The sequence below is a fragment of the Pseudomonas sp. NPDC089396 genome (assembly GCF_044749545.1).
In the GTDB taxonomy this organism is placed as follows: domain Bacteria; phylum Pseudomonadota; class Gammaproteobacteria; order Pseudomonadales; family Pseudomonadaceae; genus Aquipseudomonas.
The window spans coordinates 78558-94286 of record NZ_JBIVIC010000012.1; the positions used below are offsets into that span (position 1 = coordinate 78558).

The window sequence follows — 15729 nt, forward strand, 5'->3', positions numbered from 1 at the left end:
GTTGGGGCCGCTTTGCGGCCCATCGCCGGCAAGCCGGCTCCCACAGGATTCACGCAAGCCTCGAGACCTGTGTGATCCCTGTGGGAGCCGGCTTGCCGGCGATGGGCTGCAAAGCAGCCCCGGCTACCTCAAGCCTGCCAAATCCCTTTACCCGCCAACCGCTGCCGATCATGCGGCAAATTGAAATTCTGCAACGGCCCCTTAGGCACAATCCCATTCGGGTTGATGGTCTTGTGACTCATGTAATAGTGCTTCTGGATATGTTCCATATTCACCGTCTGCGCCACCCCCGGCCACTGATACAGCTCGCGCAGCCAATTGGACAGGTTCGGGTAGTCGCTCAAGCGACGCAGGTTGCACTTGAAGTGCCCGTGGTACACCGCATCGAAACGCACCAGCGTGGTAAACAGCCGCACGTCGGCTTCGGTCAGGTATTCACCGGCCAGGTAGCGATTACGGCTTAGCAGACCTTCCAGATAATCCAGCTCATTGAACACGTCATCGAACGCGGCCTCATAGGCCTCTTGCGTGGTGGCGAAGCCTGCGCGGTACACGCCGTTGTTCACCGCCGGATAGATGCGAGCGTTCAGCGCCTCGATGGCCGGGCGCAGTGGCTCGGGGTACAGGTCCAGGTGGTTGTCGGTCAGCTCGTTGAAGGCGCTGTTGAAGATACGGATGATCTCCGACGACTCGTTGTTCACGATGCGCTTCTCTTGCTTGTCCCACAGCACGGGCACGGTGACACGGCCGGTGTAGTGCGGGTCGTCCTGGGTGTAGCGCTGGTGCAGGTAGGTGAGGCCGTCGAGGTGGTCGCCGCTGGAGCCTTGCTGCGGGTCGAAGGTCCAGCCGCTTTCCTGCATCAGCCAGCTCACCACCGACACATCGATCAGCGGTTCCAGGCCCTTGAGCGCGCGGAAGATCAGGGTGCGATGAGCCCACGGGCACGCCAGCGACACATACAGGTGGTAGCGGCCGGCCTCGGGGGCGGGCAGTTGATTGCGGCGCTGGGCATTCTCGCGCTTGAACGCGCCGTCCTTGCCGTTTTCGTACCACTGGTCATGCCAGCGGCCGTCGATCAAAAGGCCCATGTTGAGCTCCTCGGAACAAAGTCGTTTGTCGTTGGAGCTCAGTCTAGGGCAAATCGTTCGAACAACTAGTGCAAAGACTGCAGGGTAACCATCTACTTATTCGATTGGTTCCGTGCGCTCCAGTAACCGCGTGCCGTGGCAAATGCCTGCTCGCGATCCTGGCCCAGCCCGCGCAGGGCCAAGGCCATGGTCGCGACCACGGCCATTTCACCGTAGCTGTCATCGGCTTCGCCGCGCCAGACGGCCAGCAACTGCTCTGGCTGCAGGCTCGGCGGTTTCACATGGCGGCGCTCGCTCAGCGCTGGCCATTCTTCATCCCAAGTTTCCCCCGCCGTGGTGCCGTACAAGTGGCTGATGACATCGGGGTTGACCTCGATCTCGCCTCCGTCACCCTTGATCACCACGGCATGGTCGCCGAGCAGGCGGCTGGCTTCGCGGTGCACGGCCTGGTACCCGGGGTGGAAGATGCTCTGCAGGCCGCAACGGGCGCCCAGCGGGTTGAGCACGCGCGCCAGGGAATGGATGGGCGAGCGCAGGCCGAGGGTGTTGCGCAGGTCGATCATGCGCTGCAGCTGCGGCAACCAGTCCTGCAGGGGCGCGAAGGCAAGGCGCTGCTGGTCCAGGGCCTGGCTGACCGCAGGCCAGTCACGGCACAGCGGTATCTGCAGCAGGGCCAGCACCTGTTCGGTGTACAGGCGTCCGGCGGTGTGCGCGCCGCCACCGTGCAAGAGGATACGCACGCCGTTGTTGGCCAGGCATTTGGCTGCCAGCAGGTACCACGGCAAGTGGCGCTTCTTGCCGGCATAGCTCGGCCAGTCCAGGTCGACAGCGATGGAGGGCGCTTGCAGGTGGGCGCGCACGGCTTCGGTGAAGCCGGCCAGCTCTTCGGCGCTTTCTTCCTTGTGCCGCAGCAGCATGAGGAAGGCACCGAGCTGGGTGTCTTCGACCTTGCCTTCCAGCAGCAGGGTCATGGCGGCGCGGGCTTCCTCGCGGGTCAGGCCGCGCGCACCGCGCTTGCCCTTGCCAAGGATGCGCACGAATTCGGCGAAGGGGTGTTCGGCCGGGGTTTCCAGGGTCAGCGGGCGAGCGTCGGTCATATGCAATTGGTCGGCTTGGGCAGGCCCGCGAGCTTGGCTGCGAGCTTGGCGGGGGTGCCATTGAACAGGCGGTTGAGGTGTGGGCTGTTGCCCTTTTCCGGCCCCAGCTTGAGTGCGGTGTACTTGATCAGCGGGCGCGTGGCTGGGGACAGCTGGTATTCCTCGTAGAATTGGCGCAGCAGTTCGAGGACTTCCCAGTGATCGGCGGTCAGGGCGATGCTCTCGCGCTCGGCCAGTGCCTCGGCGGCGGCGGGGGACCAGTCTTGCAGGTCGAGCAGAAAGCCATCCTTGTCCAGGGCGATCGCCTGATCGCCAACGGTCAGTGTGTTCATAGCCAGCTGTTGACCTTGTCGTAGTGCAGTGACAAGGCGACGAAGGCCCGGTAGTCCACCGCCTTGGCCAGCTCACTGCTGATGGCGCGCGCTTGCAGGTCTTCGTCGAGGGCGAACAGGCGTTGATCCAGGCCGGCCGCCTGTAACAGGCGCTGCGTGTCGCAGCCGTCGTGCAGGGCGTAAACCGCATCGCCGCACAGCAGCAAGGCATCATCGCTGCCGAGCAGGCGCAGGCAACTGCCCAGGCGGTCGTCGCCGAAGGGGGAATGGGAGAGTACGTGCAAGGTTGGCATCAGAGCGTCACCACTTGGTCGTAACGGGCAATCAGCGCGGTCAGTGCTGCGTCGTCCAGCACCTCCACCGGCAGGTCCAGGGTGTCGGCGGCCAGGCCGCGGCGGGTGAGGCTGTGCTGGCAGGCATACAGTTCTTCGACGCCGAACATCGGCAGTGCCTGCAGGTTGGCGCCGAGGTTCTTCTGCTGCACGGCGCTCGGTTGCTGGCCGGGCGCCAGCTGGAACACGCCGTCATCGAGAAACAGCATGCCCAGCGGCAGGTCGAACGCACCGCCCGCCAGAGCGATGTCTAGGGCCTCGCGTGCGCCAGGGCCATTCCACGGTGCCTGGCGGCTGATGATCAACAGGGATTTGGCCATTTCAATCGCCTCCAAAACAGACCAGGCGGTCGGCAAGCTGCGCCGCTTCATGCAACTGACCCAGGCCCGACAGCTCCCAGGGCTGGGGCAAGTTCACTGCTGGACGCTGGTAACGCGTGGCTTCGGCCTGATCGAGCACGCCGCGGCGCAAGGCGGCGGCGATACACACCACCGCGTCGAGCTGCTGGGCTTCGATAAAGGCGCGCCACTGGGCCGCGACATCCACTTCGTCCTGGGGCGCGACGATGTTGGCCGAGGCGCTGTGAACGCCGTCCTGATAGAAGAACAGCCGGGCAATCTCATGCCCGTCGGCCAGTACCGCCTCGGCGAAGCGCAGGGCGCGGCGCGAGGAGGGCGCATGGGCCGGGGAAAAAACCGCGATGGCGAATTTCATGGACAACTCGAATAAAGGAATGCGGCCATGATAAAGCAAAAAGCCCGCGCCGGTGGGCGCGGGCTTTGTCGGCTGAAGCACGCCGGGTCAGGCGTGTTCCTTGTTCTCTGGCAGGAACCAGTTCAGCAGCAGGGCGCAGATGCCGCCGGTGGCCACGCCCGATTCCAGCACATGGCGAATCGCCTCGGGCATGTGCGCGAGGAATTCAGGAACCTGAGCCACGCCCAGGCCCAGCGCCAGCGATACCGAGATAATCAGCAAGGCGCGGCGATCCAGGCGGGTGCTGGCCAGGATGTTGATGCCGGAGGCGGCTACCGCACCGAACATGACCATCGCTGCACCACCCAGCACCGGCTCGGGCACAGCCTGGATCACCCCGGCAACGCTAGGGAACAGGCCCAGCAGGACCAGCATCACGGCAATCCACATACCGATATGGCGGCTGGCGATGCCAGTCAGCTGAATCACGCCGTTGTTCTGGGCGAAGATCGAACTGGGGAAGGTGTTGAAGAAGCCGGCCAGCAGCGAGTTGGCGCCGTTGACCAGTACACCGCCCTTGATCCGCTGCATCCATACCGGGCCTTCGACCGGTTGGCGAGAGACCTTGCTGGTGGCCGTGACATCACCAATGGCTTCCAGCGACGTCACCAGGTAGATCACCAGCATCGGAATGAACAGCGCCCAGGAAAAGCCCAGGCCGAAGTGCAGCGGCGTCGGGACCTGGAACAGTGCGGCCTGGTGCATGCCAGTGAAGTCCAGGCGGCCAAGGTAACCTGCCAGTGCATAACCCACGGCCAGGGCGATAACGATGGCGCAGCTGCGCATCCACACCACCGGGATGCGGTTGAGGATCACGATGATTGCCAGCACCACACCCGAGAGCAGCAGGTTTTCGCCGTTGGCGAAGGTGCCGTCGGCCATTGCGCCAAAGCCACCGCCCATGCTGATCAGGCCGACCTTGATCAAGGTCAGGCCGATCATCAGCACGACGATGCCGGTTACCAGCGGGGTGATGAGGCGTTTGACGAACGGCAGGATGCGCGACACCCCCATCTCGACGAACGAGCCGGCGATTACCACGCCGAAGATCGCCGCCATCACGCTTTCCACCGGTGTGCCCTGCTTGACCATCAACGCGCCGCCGGCAATCAGCGGGCCGACGAAGTTGAAGCTGGTGCCCTGGACGATCAGCAATCCCGCACCGAACGGGCCGAAGCGTTTGCACTGGACGAAGGTGGCGATACCGGAAATCACCAGGGACATCGACACGATCAGGTTGGTGTCGCGCGCCGAAACGCCCAGCGCCTGGCAGATCAGCAAGCCCGGGGTGACGATGGGGACGATGATTGCCAGCAGGTGTTGAAGCGCTGCCAGCAGGCCGATCAACAGCCGTGGCTTGTCCTCGAGGCCAAGCACCAGTTCATTGGCAGGCGCCGCCGCGCCTGGGCTGTTTTCGTGTGAGCTCATTGCAGGTTGCTGCCCCGGAGGAAAAAAGGAGCGCATTCTACGGAATGAAGCGGGATTGGGGTAGAGGAAAGCACGTTGGCCGCAAGATCGGCGACCATTTGCTGTTTAAGCTGACTTTTAGGTCAATTTATGGGGTGGGTTTTTGGGGGGCTGGCTTGGGATTTGAGGTGGTGCATAAATCAAGCGCCGGCCGCGCGGCGCTCGATCTCATAGGCGCCGCACTTCGCACGACGACCACCTCTCAACCCACACGCATTTCCAAATCCCGCCCACAAAAAAGCCCGCCGAAGCGGGCTTTTCCTTGCAACTCAGCCAATCAATCGTCACGGCCCATGATGCCGAACAGCTGCAGCAGGCTGATGAACAGGTTGTAGATCGATACATACAGGCTGATGGTCGCCATGATGTAGTTGCGCTCACCGCCATGGATGATGGCGCTGGTCTGGAACAGAATGCAGACCGACGAGAACAGCACGAAGCCCGCGCTGATCGCCAGTTGCAGGCCGCTGATCTGGAAGAAGAAGCTGGCCACTACAGCTCCCAGCAGAACGAAGAACCCTGCAGTGATGAAGCCGCTGAGGAAGCTCATGTCCTTGCGGGTGATCAGCACATAGGCCGACAGGCCGCCGAACACCAGCGCGGTCATGGCGAAGGCCGAGCTGACCACTTCGGCGCCGCCGCTCATGCCCAGGTAACGGTTGAGGATCGGTCCGAGGATGAAGCCCATGAAACCGGTGAGGGCGAAGGTGGATACCAGGCCCCAGACCGAATCACGCAGTTTGGCGGTGAGGAAGAACAGGCCATAGAAGCCGATCAGCACCACGAATACGTTCGGGTAGCGGACGCCCATCTGCTGGGAGATGTAGGCCATGACACCGCTGAAGGCGAGGGTGAGTGCCAGCAGGCTGTACGTGTTGCGCAGGACCTTGCTGACCTCGCGCTGCTCGACCTGCTGGCCGTTGTGTACGGCATAATCCTGTTCGCGCATGGCGACACTCCTTGGTAAACCTGTGGTTTTGAAACGTTCAGATGCAAAGGAGTCTATCAGAGGTTCCGCAACCGGCGTCATAGAGAGTTTGACAGCGTGTTTCATTACGGTATTATGGCGGCCGCAAAACGAGCTGGAAGCGTGGCCGAGTGGTTTAAGGCAACGGTCTTGAAAACCGTCGATGGGCAACTATCCTAGAGTTCGAATCTCTACGCTTCCGCCATATTCAAAGCCCTGATTATTCAGGGCTTTTTGCGTTTCCGAGGTACCGATTTGCGGGCCTCTACCGATCTCCTTCATTCCGCATTTTTCCCCTTATTTCCCATTTCTGCCTTAGGCGCAAGGAAGGCCTTGCTGTAGTAGCCTGACGGGTCGAAACAGCAAACGTGCTTCTTGCCGGATGCAAGCATCTCGCATGCATTACCAATCCGTTTTGCGCGCGTCTTGAGTTGCTTGGCTGAAGTAATCCAGTGTATCCAGTCTACGCGTGCGAGGGTGGTCGTATTGTTCCAAACTAAACGAGCCTCAGGCATGGCTGCCAGTGCCTCCTGAAAATCGGGTGGGATATCAGGCTCGGGCTCCTGCTTCACAGGTGTTAACTCCAGCGTAACGATATCCCCAACAGCCGCCCCCGCGGCTTTGAGTAACTCTGTACTTACCTGCAGTCAATGGCTCAGCTGACCATCCGGCTCAAGGGTCGCCTGGAAAGGGTGCCCATTGATAGTGCCTTCAACTGTCGTCCTTCCTCGCCTCGGAAGCTGTTCACTCGCGTCTCTTGGCAGTACTACGAACGCCCACGACGTATCATTTCCAGGTTGTACCGGACGAAGAAGCTTGGCTTCGAATCGGGATTTCACATCGGTTGTTGTCATTGCAACGCCTCCAACCACTACACCCAGCTCGGCTGCGGTTAAGATTCAGTACAGAAGGTCGAAGCTACCTATTAGCCTAGCCAGTTCAGCGGACGCCTGTCCAAAGTGCTGTTGCCAGTGCCGGCCTCATCGCCGGCAAGCCGGCTCCCACAGGCATATCACCAGCCCCAGGCTTGCGTAGTGCCTGTGGGAGCCGCGCTTGCCGGCGATGGGCCGCGAAGCGGCCCCAACATGTCAGACCCAAAGAGGAGTCCGTCATGACAGTAGTCGATCGTCTCAGGTATTTGCGCCTCGTTCTTGTTTTGGCTGGCCTCGCGTGTCTTGCTCTGTACCCACTTATGTTGTTCTGGCCTTCCGGCTGGGCTTGGCACGCCGGTCACTCGGACTACCCGATGATGATCGTTGGCATCTACGCGACACTCGGCGTGTTCTTGATCCTGGCCGCACGTGATCCATTAGCCAATCTGAGCCTGATCTGGTTCACCGTGTGGTCTAGCGCCGTACACGGCACAATCATGGCCGTTCAGGCGGTCACCCAGCAGGGGCAAATGGGGCACTTGGCAGGTGACGTGCCATCGCTCTTCATCGTGGCGGTTGCCTTGGCCATATTGACGCCCCGCTCGCGTTTGGCCGCTCGGACCCGGACACACGATGGGGCCTAAGGCCAGGTTTGTCGTTATGGCTCTGTACTTCATGGAGGGTTTGACAATCCCGAACATCAGAGAGGAGCCTTTATCATTTTTGGGTCTGGCGGAAGCGGACGGCTATGGCAACGGTCAACGAAAGTAAGGGAATCCAGTCCGTAGAGCGGGCGATGGCTGTCCTGGAGGTGATCGCCGGAGCGGGTGGAGAGTTGCGCCTTGTCGATCTGGTGAAGGCGTTAGGGCTGCACAAAAGCACCCTGCATGGCTTGCTGAACACCCTATGTGCCCTGGGATACATTTCCCGACGCGGGTCACGTTACGCGATTGGGCTACGGCTACGGGACATTGCTCAGCCATTGAATGATGCGGATGACAGGCTGAAAGAGGCGTTTGGCCCGGCACTCGGAGCCCTTGCTGATATGACAGGTGAGAGCTGCTACCTGGCTGCTCCTTGCGGTACACGCCATTACCTTTACATCGATGCCGTCTTGCGAGAGAACAGCGCGACCAGTAGCTCGCCGCGGGGGCGACGGGAAGCACTCACCACTTCAGCAATCGGCAAAGTGTTCCTGGCGCTTGATGGCGATCTCTCACGTAGCTTGCGCAAAGCCGGGTTGCTCGACTCGGCTTTGGAGCAAGAGCTGCAAACCATCACTGAAAAAGGATACGCACTGGATTTGGAGCACGCTGAGAAAGGCCTCAACTCTTAGCATTGCCACTACGCAAGCAGGGCAGACTGGTTGCTTCGCTTGCAGTATCTGGACCCGTAGAGCGGTTGCCTCAAGACAAGCTGGTCACCCTTGCAGGTAGGGTGATGCGTGAGTTGTACGACATGGTCAAACTTTAGCGCCCAGCTCTCCAAGGCTCTTTTTTCCGTTGCTACCTGCCGTGATCATCCGGGCTCGAATCAGTGGAAATTTGGAGCCCGCTATGTTGGAAAATGTCGTTGAAGAGGTGATCGCTCGCGCTAAAGGTCTGGCCCAAGAGCATGGCTTTTCAGTGTGCATCAGCGTCGTCGACGCCTCAGGTCTGCAGGCTGGTTTTCTGCGGATGGATAATGCGGTTCCGGGTGCCATCGATATCGCTATCAAGAAGGCTCGTACCGCTGCATTGTTCCGTACAGACAGCGCCGTGATTGGTGAGGGTGCGCGGCCGGGCGGGGCGATCTATAGCCTGGAGGCTACCAATGGTGGGTTGATCAGCTTTGGCGGTGGGGTTGTCTTGCAGGATGCCCAGGGCAAGGTCATCGGTGCTGTAGGTATCGCAGGTGCAACCGTTGAGGCGGATCAGATTATTGCACTGGGAGCTGCACGACCATGAGCCATGTCCAACAACGGCTCCATCCAAGCGTTTGGGCGTTGGCGGTGACAGCTTTCGCGATTGGTGTGGCGGAGTTCATTGTGGTGGGTGTGTTGCCCACCATTTCGGAAGAGCTCCAGGTACCCTTGTCGCGCGCCGGAAGTCTGGTGGGGCTCTATGCCCTTGCCCTGGCTGTCGGCACGCCTCTGATGGTGCTTTTGCTGGCCAGATTTCCTCGCAAACCCGTGCTCTTGGGTTTGATCGCAGTCTTCCTGCTTGGAAACCTGCTGTCCGCGCTCTCGACTGATTACGCCTCTTTGCTAATGGGGCGGGTAGTCACAGCGGTGGCTCATGGGAGCTTCTTCGCCATAGGTGCTACCGTGGCGGCACGTTTGGCTCCGAAAGGCCAGGAGAGCAGTGCAATTGCTGTCATGTTCGCCGGCCTTACCCTGGCGATGGTGATTGGTGTCCCGCTTGGCAGTTTCCTGGGCAACGGATTCGGCTGGAGATTACCTTTCTACGCAGTGGTGGCATTGGCAGTCGCAGGCTTCATTGCCACGCTGATCTGGCTGCCCAGTCTTGCTGCCCCGGCGAGTGTGAAGCCGGCAGCGCAGTTGGCTGCAGCAGCTAACCCGGCGATTCTGACCATGATGGCGATCACCGTCTTGGGGTTCGGCGCTTCGTTTGCGGCCTTTACGTTCATCACCCCGATCCTCACGGACATCACTGGCTTTTCGAGCAGTGTTGCGAGCATGTTGCTTGTGGTGTTCGGGGGCGCAACGCTTGTTGGCAACTTGCTGGGCGGGCGAATCGCTTCAGCTATCGGCTGGCAGGCCGCGCTTCGATGGTTGCTGGTTGCGTTGGCAGTGGTATTGGTTGCGGTCGCGCTGCTGCTGCCTTACCAGGGGGCGATGGTCATCCTTCTGTTTGCCTGGGGTGGTTTGGCGTTCGGGATTTCTCCCGCCGTCCAAGGTGGGATGCTGGCCACTGCCCAGCGATTTACGCCCAAGGCGGTAGATTTCGCCTCGGCGTTGAACATCTCTGCTTTCAATCTCGGGATTACGTTGGGAGAGGTTTCAGGGAGTGCGCTGGTAGAGCACGGGCACATGGCGCTCACGCCTTGGGCCGGGGTAGCGGCGGCAATCGTCGCTCAATTGCCACTGGCTTGGTTAGTGAGGCATGAGCGTCGTTCAGCGTTCAGCATTGCGATGAATTGAGGCTCGATCGTCGACGTTGTTTGGTAGTCGCCCCTGGCGGTATTTTCTGCCTGGAATCGATTGCCCCTTAATCGTAATCCTCACATTTATCGATCCGCTTGCCGACGAGGTACACGATGAGAACAATTGCTGCAGCGACAAGGATTAGCAGAGTGAGGGAAACGATCCAAAACATCAGTTTTCTCTTCTATTCGCCGGCCTCTCCCTGACCTTTTTTTAGGTGAGGCTATATCAGTGTCTGCAATTTCGGAAGCCCGATCTGAATGCCCGCCGATTGGCGGTTTTTGTTGATTTCAAAGGATCAATCGTGGCTCGACTTTCTCTCGCCGGCCAAGGTGGGATGCTTGCCACTGCTCCAATCTCGGGATTACGTTGGGAGAGGTTTCAGGGAGTGCGCTGGTAGAGCACGAGCACATGGCGCTGACGCCTTGGACCGGGATAGCGGCGGCAATCGTAAGGCAGCGAGGAAGAGCTTCACGGCATCGGATGGCTACCGCAAAGGCTACCGCAGCGTCCTTTGTCCAACCGTCCAAGCCGCGTCAGTCGGCTGCTTGAAAAGGCAATACCCACCGCCATTCTGGATGTGATTCTTGATTTCGTAGTCTCGCCAATCCGTCATAGCCTTAGCATCAATGTCCTGTGGCCGACGTTCGAGCAGCCACGCCACGGCATTCAGGAACTGTCCGTGAGAAAACACCGCGATCTGACGAGCAGGGTGTTGCTCCAGGCGATCGAGGAAGGTCTGGGCGCGAGTCACAAAATCCAAGAACGACTCTGCGCCGGCGCCATCAATGAACGAGGGGTCTGATCTCAGCCAGTAAGCCTCGACCCAGCTCCGCCTTTCAGAGAGCGTCGTGTTGATGCAGCGAGCAAGTTCAAGGTAAGTGAACTCTTGAATGAGCCATGTTTCTATAGCCGCATTCGGGAAGGCTGCTGCAGTAACTTCTGCGGTTGCCTGGGCTCGTGCAAAGGGCGAGGCGACAATCAGGTCAGGCGCCTCAGCAAATGACCGGGCCACCGTGTATGCCTGGTCAAGTCCCTTCTGGGTTAAAGGAATGCTGGCGTGATCATGAGTGGCGTGGCCGGCGTTTGCGGCGCTTTCTCCGTGGCGGATGAGTCTCACTCGTTTCATCAGTCGTCCAGTACTATTTGGTAATGACGGTATAGACCAAGGGGCACAGTAGTTCTGGCCTTCCCTGAGCGGGCTTTTTAACTTTTCAGCAGGTGGCAGGGTTCGGTGAAGTGGTCTATTGCTTCCTTCCTATGCCAACACACCAAGGAGCATGAAATGAAGCCATTACTGTTAGGCCTCCTGCTGGCTACCCCCGCCATCGCCCAAGCCCAGATCCCCCTCCTGAACGCCACCTGCCCCGGTTACATCGAAGTCCACGCCGACAAGGGCGGCCCGATCTACATCAATGGCAAGGAAGCACCGCTGAAGAAATTCAACGACAACTACTTCGAAGCCAAAGGAAGTGGCGTGACGATTTCCCTGACCATCAACCCCGATGGTTCAGCCGACGTCTCCTACACCGGTAAAAACCGCGCCAACGGGGTCTGCCAGCTGAAGGAGTAGGGCAAGGGCCACTTTTATTGCCATCACCTGGCATGCACACGCCGTTCAGTGCTTTATAGTGGCCGCTCCGTCAATCGCGTCTCCGTTCAATAGGTGTGGTGTGTTTTTCAGGCTCATTCTGATCGCTGTCCTGCTGTCGATCTCTGCGTGCAGTTCCCAATCACCCAGCACCGGCACCTCTGCCAACAAAGTCGTCAGTGGCGTTTACAAGGTCAAGCGTGGCGACACCCTCTATTCGATCGCCACTCGCCACGGCTGGGATTTCAAGGCACTGGCGCGCTACAACAACATCAACCCACCCTACGCAGTGAACGTGGGCCAGAACATTCGCTTCGGCCCGGGCAGCGCCACGACTAAAACTGCAACCAGAACCGCTACCAAAACCTCAACTGTGCCGGCCACCAAAGTGACCTTGCGTGGCTGGGACTGGCCGATCAAGAACGCTGTGGTCATCGGTCGATATGCCCCAGCCGACAAGCTCAGCAAGGGCATCCGCATCGCTGCCACCCCAGGCCAGCCAGTGTTCGCCAGCCTCGGCGGCAAGGTGGCGTTCGCCACCAACATTCGCGGCTACGGCAACCTGATCATCCTCCAGCACGGCGCCTCCCACGCCAGCGTCTACGGGCACAACCGCAGATTGCTGGTCAAGGAAGGTCAAACCGTCAGCAAGGGGGAGTTGATTGCCGAGGCCGGTGACCTGGACACCGACCGCACGCAGCTGTATTTCGAGATCCGCCAGAATGGCAAGCCGGTCGATCCAATGAGCGTGTTGCCGGCGGCCAAGTGAGTGCGCTCACAGATGGTCGGCATCCAGCACTGCCTGGGCGAAGGCCTGGGGGGCTTCCTGGGGTAGGTTGTGGCCAACGCCACCCTTGAGCAGGCGATATTCGTACTTGCCGGTGAAGCGCTGGGCATAGGCTTCGGCGGGCGGGTGCGGTGCGCCGTTGGCGTCGCCTTCCAGGGTGATGGTGGGCACGCCGATGGAGGGGAACTTGGCCAGCTTGGCTTCCAGCGGGTCGTAACGGGTTTCGCCTTGGGCCAGCCCCAGCCGCCAGCGGTAGTTGTGCACGGTGATGGCCACCTGGTCGGGGTTGTCCAGTGCCTTGGCGCTGCGTTCGAAGGTGGCGTCGTCGAATGCCCACTTGGGTGATGCGGTTTGCCAGATCAATTTGGCGAAGGCATGGCGATTGTGGGTGTAGCCAAGTTCGCCGCGCTCGGTGGCGAAGTAGTACTGGTACCACCACTGCAGCTCTGCACTGGGCGGCAAGGGCGCCTTGGCGGCTTGCTGGCTGCTGATCAGGTAACCGCTGACCGAGACCAGCGCCTTCACCCGCTCCGGCCACAGGGCCGAAACGATATCGGCTGTGCGCGCACCCCAGTCGAAGCCGGCCAGCACGGCGCGCTTGACCTGCAGTGCGTCCATGAAGGCAATGACATCGCTGGCCAGGGCCGCAGGCTGGGCGTTGCGGGGCGTGTCGGCGGAGAGGAAACGGGTTTCGCCATAACCGCGCACGTACGGCACCAGGACGCGATAGCCCTTCGCGGCCAAGGCCGGGGCGACTTCCTGGAAGCTGTGAATGTCGTAGGGCCAGCCGTGCAGGAGGATCACCACGGGGCCATCGGCCGGCCCTTGTTCGACGTAAGCCACCTCCAGCACACCGGCCTTGATGTGCTTCAAGGGCCCGAACTCATCCGCCACCGCCACGCGGTTTTCGGGCTGCGCAGGTTGCGTGGCGTAAGCCCCGGTTGCACTCAGCAGGGCGCAGGCGAGCAGGGCGGAACGCTTGAAACGTTGGGAAGTGGCAAGGGTGAACATGGGCATCTCCTGGCGCTGATGAATGCAAGCCAGTAAAGAAGATCGTTGTATCCCGGGTGTGTCTCTCGACAGTGCAGTCAGCGTACTTGTGTGTCAGCTCGCACTTTGAACACAAAAAGATACAAACGCCGGCTCACACCACCGGCTGCATGCAAGCCCCCAGGTCCTCCAGGAACGCCTGCAATATCGGCGGCGCAGCCACCCCGCGACGGGTAATCACGTCGAAGGGTGAGCTCAGGTCCAGGGTGCTCGCGCCCAACCGGCACATCTCCCCGGTCTTCACCCATGGTTCGGCAAAATGCACGGGAAGAAACCCGACATAGGCCCCGGAGATGATCAGGATTGCCGCCGCCTCGATATTTTCGACGGTGGCCGCGGCCTTGCTCATGCCCAGTTGATCGAGGTCGTACTGCTGCATGTAGCCGCGCGCGACCAGGCGGCAAGCGCGCACTTCTTCCAGGAGGCGGCCATTGCTGGCCTTGCTGCCGAACAAGGGATGGCGGCGGCCACAGAACAGGCCCAGCGCCTCGTCATAGAGGGGCAGGTAGGACAGCCCTGGCACGCGCATGGGGAAGTGCCCGATGGCCAGGTGCAGGCGGCCGTCCAGTACACGCTCTTCGAGCTCGGCGGGGGTGCCGATATAGACGTTGAGGTGGGCGTCGTGGCCGCGTGAGACGAAGCGTTGCGTGGTGCGCGGCACCGGCGAGTCGGGGTCGGTGAGCGTCGAGTCGATGATCCCGAGGTTGAGCTTGCCGCTGATGTGCTGCTTGAGCACATCAGCGTCGAGGCAGAAGCTTTCCACAGCGCCGAGCAGGCGCAACGCCGCTTCATGGATCGCCACCCCTTGCTCGGTCAGGCGAAAGCCGCTGCGCCCGCGCTGGCAGAGCTTGACCCCCAGCCGCGTTTCCAGGTGCGTCATCTGTTCGCTGATGGTCGACTGGCCGGCGTTCAGCGCGGCTTGTGCTGCGGAAAAGCCGCCGCACCGGACGATGGTGGCGAATACCCTGAGGAGCTTGAGATCGACATCGTGGAGCTGGATCACGCCTGGCCTCCTGTCGGTGCGTCACATCGGTGAAGCTGATATGAGCATCCGATCGATTGTTTTTTGCCAAGGTAAACATGGCTGGGCGTGCTACCGCAATGCCGGGCTCTTGCGGATTTCAAAAGCCTCGAATACTTCGGATTGGCCGATGTATGCATCTGCAGTTGCGCATTTTTTCGCTGCCGGGCTGCGCCCATAGTGGCTGCAACGGAGGTCCCGCATGGGCCCCGTCTCCTGAATAGAACAAGAAGTGGAGAAGCCCGAACATGGCAAAGCACGGTTATGAATCCGGCCGCCTGAACCTGCCCTTCGTGGGGCATTGCACTTTCGCCAAGTCGCCCATCTGTACCGACTGGAACGCCATCGACGCCGATGTGGCGATCCTCGGCGCGCCCAACGACATGGGCACCCAGTGGCGTTCCGGCGCGCGCTTCGGGCCGCGCGGCATCCGCGAGGCATCCACGCTGTTCTCGTTCGGCCACAGTGGCGCGTATGACCACGAGGATGACACCACCTACCTGACCCAGGACCAGGTGCGCATGGTCGATGTGGGCGATGCCGACATCGTTCACACCGACATGGCCAGCAGCAACGCCAATATCGAATCCGCGGTGCGCCAGATCCTCGCCTCCGGTGCCATGCCGGTGGTGCTGGGGGGCGACCACTCGATCCACGCCCCGGTGATCAAGGCGTTCGAAGGGCGCGGGCCGATCCATATCATTCACTTCGACGCCCATCTCGATTTCGTCGACGAGCGCCACGGCGTGCGCTACGGCCACGGCAGCCCCCTGCGCCGCGCCTCGGAACTGGATCACATCGTCGGCATGACCCAGATGGGCATTCGCAACGTGTCGTCCTCCAACCGCGACGACTACGACGCGGCGCGCGACGCCGGTTCGCAGATCCTCTCCGTGCGCGACGTGCGCCGCCTGGGCCCGGAAGGCGTGCTGGCGATGATCCCGGAAGGCCGCGACTACTACATCACCATCGACATCGACGGTTTCGACCCGTCCATCGCCCCCGGCACCGGTACGCCGAGCCATGGCGGTTTCCTCTACTACGAAGTGCTGGAGATCATCCAGGCGCTGGCGCGTCGCAGCCAGGGCAGGGTAGTGGGCATGGACCTGGTGGAAGTGGCCCCGGCCTACGACCCGGCGGGTGTCACCTCGATCCTGGCCGCGCAACTGCTGATGAACAGCATCGGCTTCATCTTCCATGAGCGCGCCCGCGCTCGCTGACCGGGGA

18 protein-coding genes, 1 tRNA gene and 1 pseudogene are annotated in these 15729 nt (G+C 61.0%); 8 read left to right on the top strand and 12 right to left on the bottom strand.

Annotated features, from left to right (window positions below; genetic code table 11):
• Positions 1–128: 128 nt before the first annotated feature.
• From ACIPZB_RS20735 to ACIPZB_RS20770, 8 genes are all read right to left on the bottom strand, one after another.
• Positions 129–1088 carry a glutathione S-transferase family protein gene (locus ACIPZB_RS20735; RefSeq protein WP_400642418.1) on the bottom strand — a complete coding sequence of 320 codons (960 nt, stop codon included), beginning with the start codon at positions 1086–1088 and terminating at the stop codon, positions 129–131.
• A gap of 92 nt (positions 1089–1180) precedes the next feature.
• On the bottom strand, positions 1181–2185 hold the full coding sequence (locus ACIPZB_RS20740; RefSeq protein ID WP_400642419.1) for a glycosyl transferase family protein: 1005 nt from the start codon (positions 2183–2185) through the stop codon (positions 1181–1183).
• Positions 2182–2517, bottom strand: a complete 336-nt coding sequence (locus tag ACIPZB_RS20745; RefSeq protein ID WP_400642420.1) for a TusE/DsrC/DsvC family sulfur relay protein — start codon at positions 2515–2517, stop codon at positions 2182–2184. The genes ACIPZB_RS20740 and ACIPZB_RS20745 overlap by 4 nt, the downstream gene beginning before the upstream one ends.
• A complete protein-coding gene (tusB, locus tag ACIPZB_RS20750; RefSeq protein ID WP_400642421.1) occupies positions 2514–2810 on the bottom strand; it encodes a sulfurtransferase complex subunit TusB in 297 nt (98 codons plus the stop codon). Before tusB ends, ACIPZB_RS20745 begins: the two co-directional genes overlap by 4 nt.
• Positions 2810–3169, bottom strand: coding sequence for a sulfurtransferase complex subunit TusC (gene tusC, locus ACIPZB_RS20755; protein WP_008097714.1), 360 nt, complete (start codon positions 3167–3169; stop codon positions 2810–2812). The genes tusB and tusC overlap by 1 nt, the downstream gene beginning before the upstream one ends.
• A 1-nt stretch (position 3170) precedes the next feature.
• Positions 3171–3563 (bottom strand): sulfurtransferase complex subunit TusD, encoded by a 393-nt coding sequence (gene tusD / locus ACIPZB_RS20760; protein ID WP_008097712.1) that lies wholly within the window; start codon positions 3561–3563, stop codon positions 3171–3173.
• An 87-nt stretch (positions 3564–3650) separates the two neighbouring features.
• Complete coding sequence (locus tag ACIPZB_RS20765) at positions 3651–5030, bottom strand: nucleobase:cation symporter-2 family protein (protein WP_400642422.1); 1380 nt, start codon at positions 5028–5030, stop codon at positions 3651–3653.
• Positions 5031–5346: 316 nt separating this feature from the next.
• Positions 5347–6018 (bottom strand): Bax inhibitor-1/YccA family protein, encoded by a 672-nt coding sequence (locus ACIPZB_RS20770; protein WP_008094725.1) that lies wholly within the window; start codon positions 6016–6018, stop codon positions 5347–5349.
• Between the two features lie 135 nt (positions 6019–6153).
• Here ACIPZB_RS20770 and ACIPZB_RS20775 point away from each other — a divergent pair.
• A tRNA-Ser gene (locus ACIPZB_RS20775) sits at positions 6154–6241 on the top strand.
• A 73-nt stretch (positions 6242–6314) separates the two neighbouring features.
• On the opposite strand, the pseudogene ACIPZB_RS20780 reads toward ACIPZB_RS20775, so the two are convergent.
• Positions 6315–6890: pseudogene (locus ACIPZB_RS20780) on the bottom strand (YdeI/OmpD-associated family protein).
• Between the two features lie 257 nt (positions 6891–7147).
• Here ACIPZB_RS20780 and ACIPZB_RS20785 point away from each other — a divergent pair.
• The 4 genes from ACIPZB_RS20785 (at position 7148) to ACIPZB_RS20800 (ending at position 10050) form a co-directional block, all read left to right on the top strand.
• Positions 7148–7552: a DUF6632 domain-containing protein gene (locus ACIPZB_RS20785; RefSeq protein ID WP_400642423.1), complete on the top strand. Its 405-nt coding sequence runs from the start codon at positions 7148–7150 to the stop codon at positions 7550–7552.
• 104 nt (positions 7553–7656) lie between these two features.
• On the top strand, positions 7657–8244 hold the full coding sequence (locus ACIPZB_RS20790; RefSeq protein WP_400642424.1) for an IclR family transcriptional regulator: 588 nt from the start codon (positions 7657–7659) through the stop codon (positions 8242–8244).
• Positions 8245–8464: 220 nt separating this feature from the next.
• Positions 8465–8854, top strand: coding sequence for a heme-binding protein (locus ACIPZB_RS20795; RefSeq protein ID WP_400642425.1), 390 nt, complete (start codon positions 8465–8467; stop codon positions 8852–8854).
• Positions 8851–10050, top strand: coding sequence for an MFS transporter (locus ACIPZB_RS20800; protein ID WP_400642426.1), 1200 nt, complete (start codon positions 8851–8853; stop codon positions 10048–10050). Before ACIPZB_RS20795 ends, ACIPZB_RS20800 begins: the two co-directional genes overlap by 4 nt.
• 502 nt (positions 10051–10552) lie before the next feature.
• On the opposite strand, the gene ACIPZB_RS20805 is transcribed toward ACIPZB_RS20800, so the two are convergent.
• The gene (locus tag ACIPZB_RS20805; protein ID WP_400642427.1) at positions 10553–11182 is read right to left on the bottom strand and encodes a histidine phosphatase family protein; all 630 of its coding nucleotides are present in this window, start codon (positions 11180–11182) and stop codon (positions 10553–10555) included.
• A gap of 156 nt (positions 11183–11338) precedes the next feature.
• On the opposite strand from ACIPZB_RS20805, the gene ACIPZB_RS20810 reads away from it, so the two are divergent.
• On the top strand, positions 11339–11626 hold the full coding sequence (locus tag ACIPZB_RS20810) for a hypothetical protein (protein WP_400642428.1): 288 nt from the start codon (positions 11339–11341) through the stop codon (positions 11624–11626).
• Between the two features lie 100 nt (positions 11627–11726).
• The gene (locus ACIPZB_RS20815) at positions 11727–12413 is read left to right on the top strand and encodes a peptidoglycan DD-metalloendopeptidase family protein (protein WP_400642429.1); all 687 of its coding nucleotides are present in this window, start codon (positions 11727–11729) and stop codon (positions 12411–12413) included.
• Between the two features lie 6 nt (positions 12414–12419).
• On the opposite strand, the gene ACIPZB_RS20820 is transcribed toward ACIPZB_RS20815, so the two are convergent.
• Together ACIPZB_RS20820 and ACIPZB_RS20825 are read right to left on the bottom strand one after the other, a co-directional pair.
• Positions 12420–13442, bottom strand: a complete 1023-nt coding sequence (locus ACIPZB_RS20820; protein WP_400642430.1) for an alpha/beta fold hydrolase — start codon at positions 13440–13442, stop codon at positions 12420–12422.
• A 133-nt stretch (positions 13443–13575) separates the two neighbouring features.
• Positions 13576–14484 (bottom strand): LysR family transcriptional regulator, encoded by a 909-nt coding sequence (locus ACIPZB_RS20825; protein ID WP_400642431.1) that lies wholly within the window; start codon positions 14482–14484, stop codon positions 13576–13578.
• Between the two features lie 266 nt (positions 14485–14750).
• Between ACIPZB_RS20825 and speB the strand changes: the two genes are divergently transcribed.
• Positions 14751–15722 (top strand): agmatinase, encoded by a 972-nt coding sequence (gene speB / locus ACIPZB_RS20830; protein WP_008094712.1) that lies wholly within the window; start codon positions 14751–14753, stop codon positions 15720–15722.
• The last annotated feature ends 7 nt before the right edge of the window (positions 15723–15729 follow it).

What these genes read in the sequence shown, in the direction of transcription:
- ACIPZB_RS20800 (WP_400642426.1), top strand. Translation starts at nt 8,851, where the DNA reads ATGAGCCATGTCCAACAACGGCTCCATCCAAGCGTTTGGGCGTTGGCG.
- ACIPZB_RS20735 (WP_400642418.1), bottom strand. Translation starts at nt 1,088, where the DNA reads ATGGGCCTTTTGATCGACGGCCGCTGGCATGACCAGTGGTACGAAAAC.
- ACIPZB_RS20820 (WP_400642430.1), bottom strand. Translation starts at nt 13,442, where the DNA reads ATGTTCACCCTTGCCACTTCCCAACGTTTCAAGCGTTCCGCCCTGCTC.
- speB (WP_008094712.1), top strand. Translation starts at nt 14,751, where the DNA reads ATGGCAAAGCACGGTTATGAATCCGGCCGCCTGAACCTGCCCTTCGTG.
- ACIPZB_RS20795 (WP_400642425.1), top strand. Translation starts at nt 8,465, where the DNA reads ATGTTGGAAAATGTCGTTGAAGAGGTGATCGCTCGCGCTAAAGGTCTG.
- ACIPZB_RS20770 (WP_008094725.1), bottom strand. Translation starts at nt 6,018, where the DNA reads ATGCGCGAACAGGATTATGCCGTACACAACGGCCAGCAGGTCGAGCAG.
- ACIPZB_RS20740 (WP_400642419.1), bottom strand. Translation starts at nt 2,185, where the DNA reads ATGACCGACGCTCGCCCGCTGACCCTGGAAACCCCGGCCGAACACCCC.
- tusD (WP_008097712.1), bottom strand. Translation starts at nt 3,563, where the DNA reads ATGAAATTCGCCATCGCGGTTTTTTCCCCGGCCCATGCGCCCTCCTCG.
- ACIPZB_RS20790 (WP_400642424.1), top strand. Translation starts at nt 7,657, where the DNA reads ATGGCAACGGTCAACGAAAGTAAGGGAATCCAGTCCGTAGAGCGGGCG.
- tusC (WP_008097714.1), bottom strand. Translation starts at nt 3,169, where the DNA reads ATGGCCAAATCCCTGTTGATCATCAGCCGCCAGGCACCGTGGAATGGC.
- ACIPZB_RS20765 (WP_400642422.1), bottom strand. Translation starts at nt 5,030, where the DNA reads ATGAGCTCACACGAAAACAGCCCAGGCGCGGCGGCGCCTGCCAATGAA.
- tusB (WP_400642421.1), bottom strand. Translation starts at nt 2,810, where the DNA reads ATGCCAACCTTGCACGTACTCTCCCATTCCCCCTTCGGCGACGACCGC.
- ACIPZB_RS20745 (WP_400642420.1), bottom strand. Translation starts at nt 2,517, where the DNA reads ATGAACACACTGACCGTTGGCGATCAGGCGATCGCCCTGGACAAGGAT.
- ACIPZB_RS20805 (WP_400642427.1), bottom strand. Translation starts at nt 11,182, where the DNA reads ATGAAACGAGTGAGACTCATCCGCCACGGAGAAAGCGCCGCAAACGCC.
- ACIPZB_RS20785 (WP_400642423.1), top strand. Translation starts at nt 7,148, where the DNA reads ATGACAGTAGTCGATCGTCTCAGGTATTTGCGCCTCGTTCTTGTTTTG.
- ACIPZB_RS20810 (WP_400642428.1), top strand. Translation starts at nt 11,339, where the DNA reads ATGAAGCCATTACTGTTAGGCCTCCTGCTGGCTACCCCCGCCATCGCC.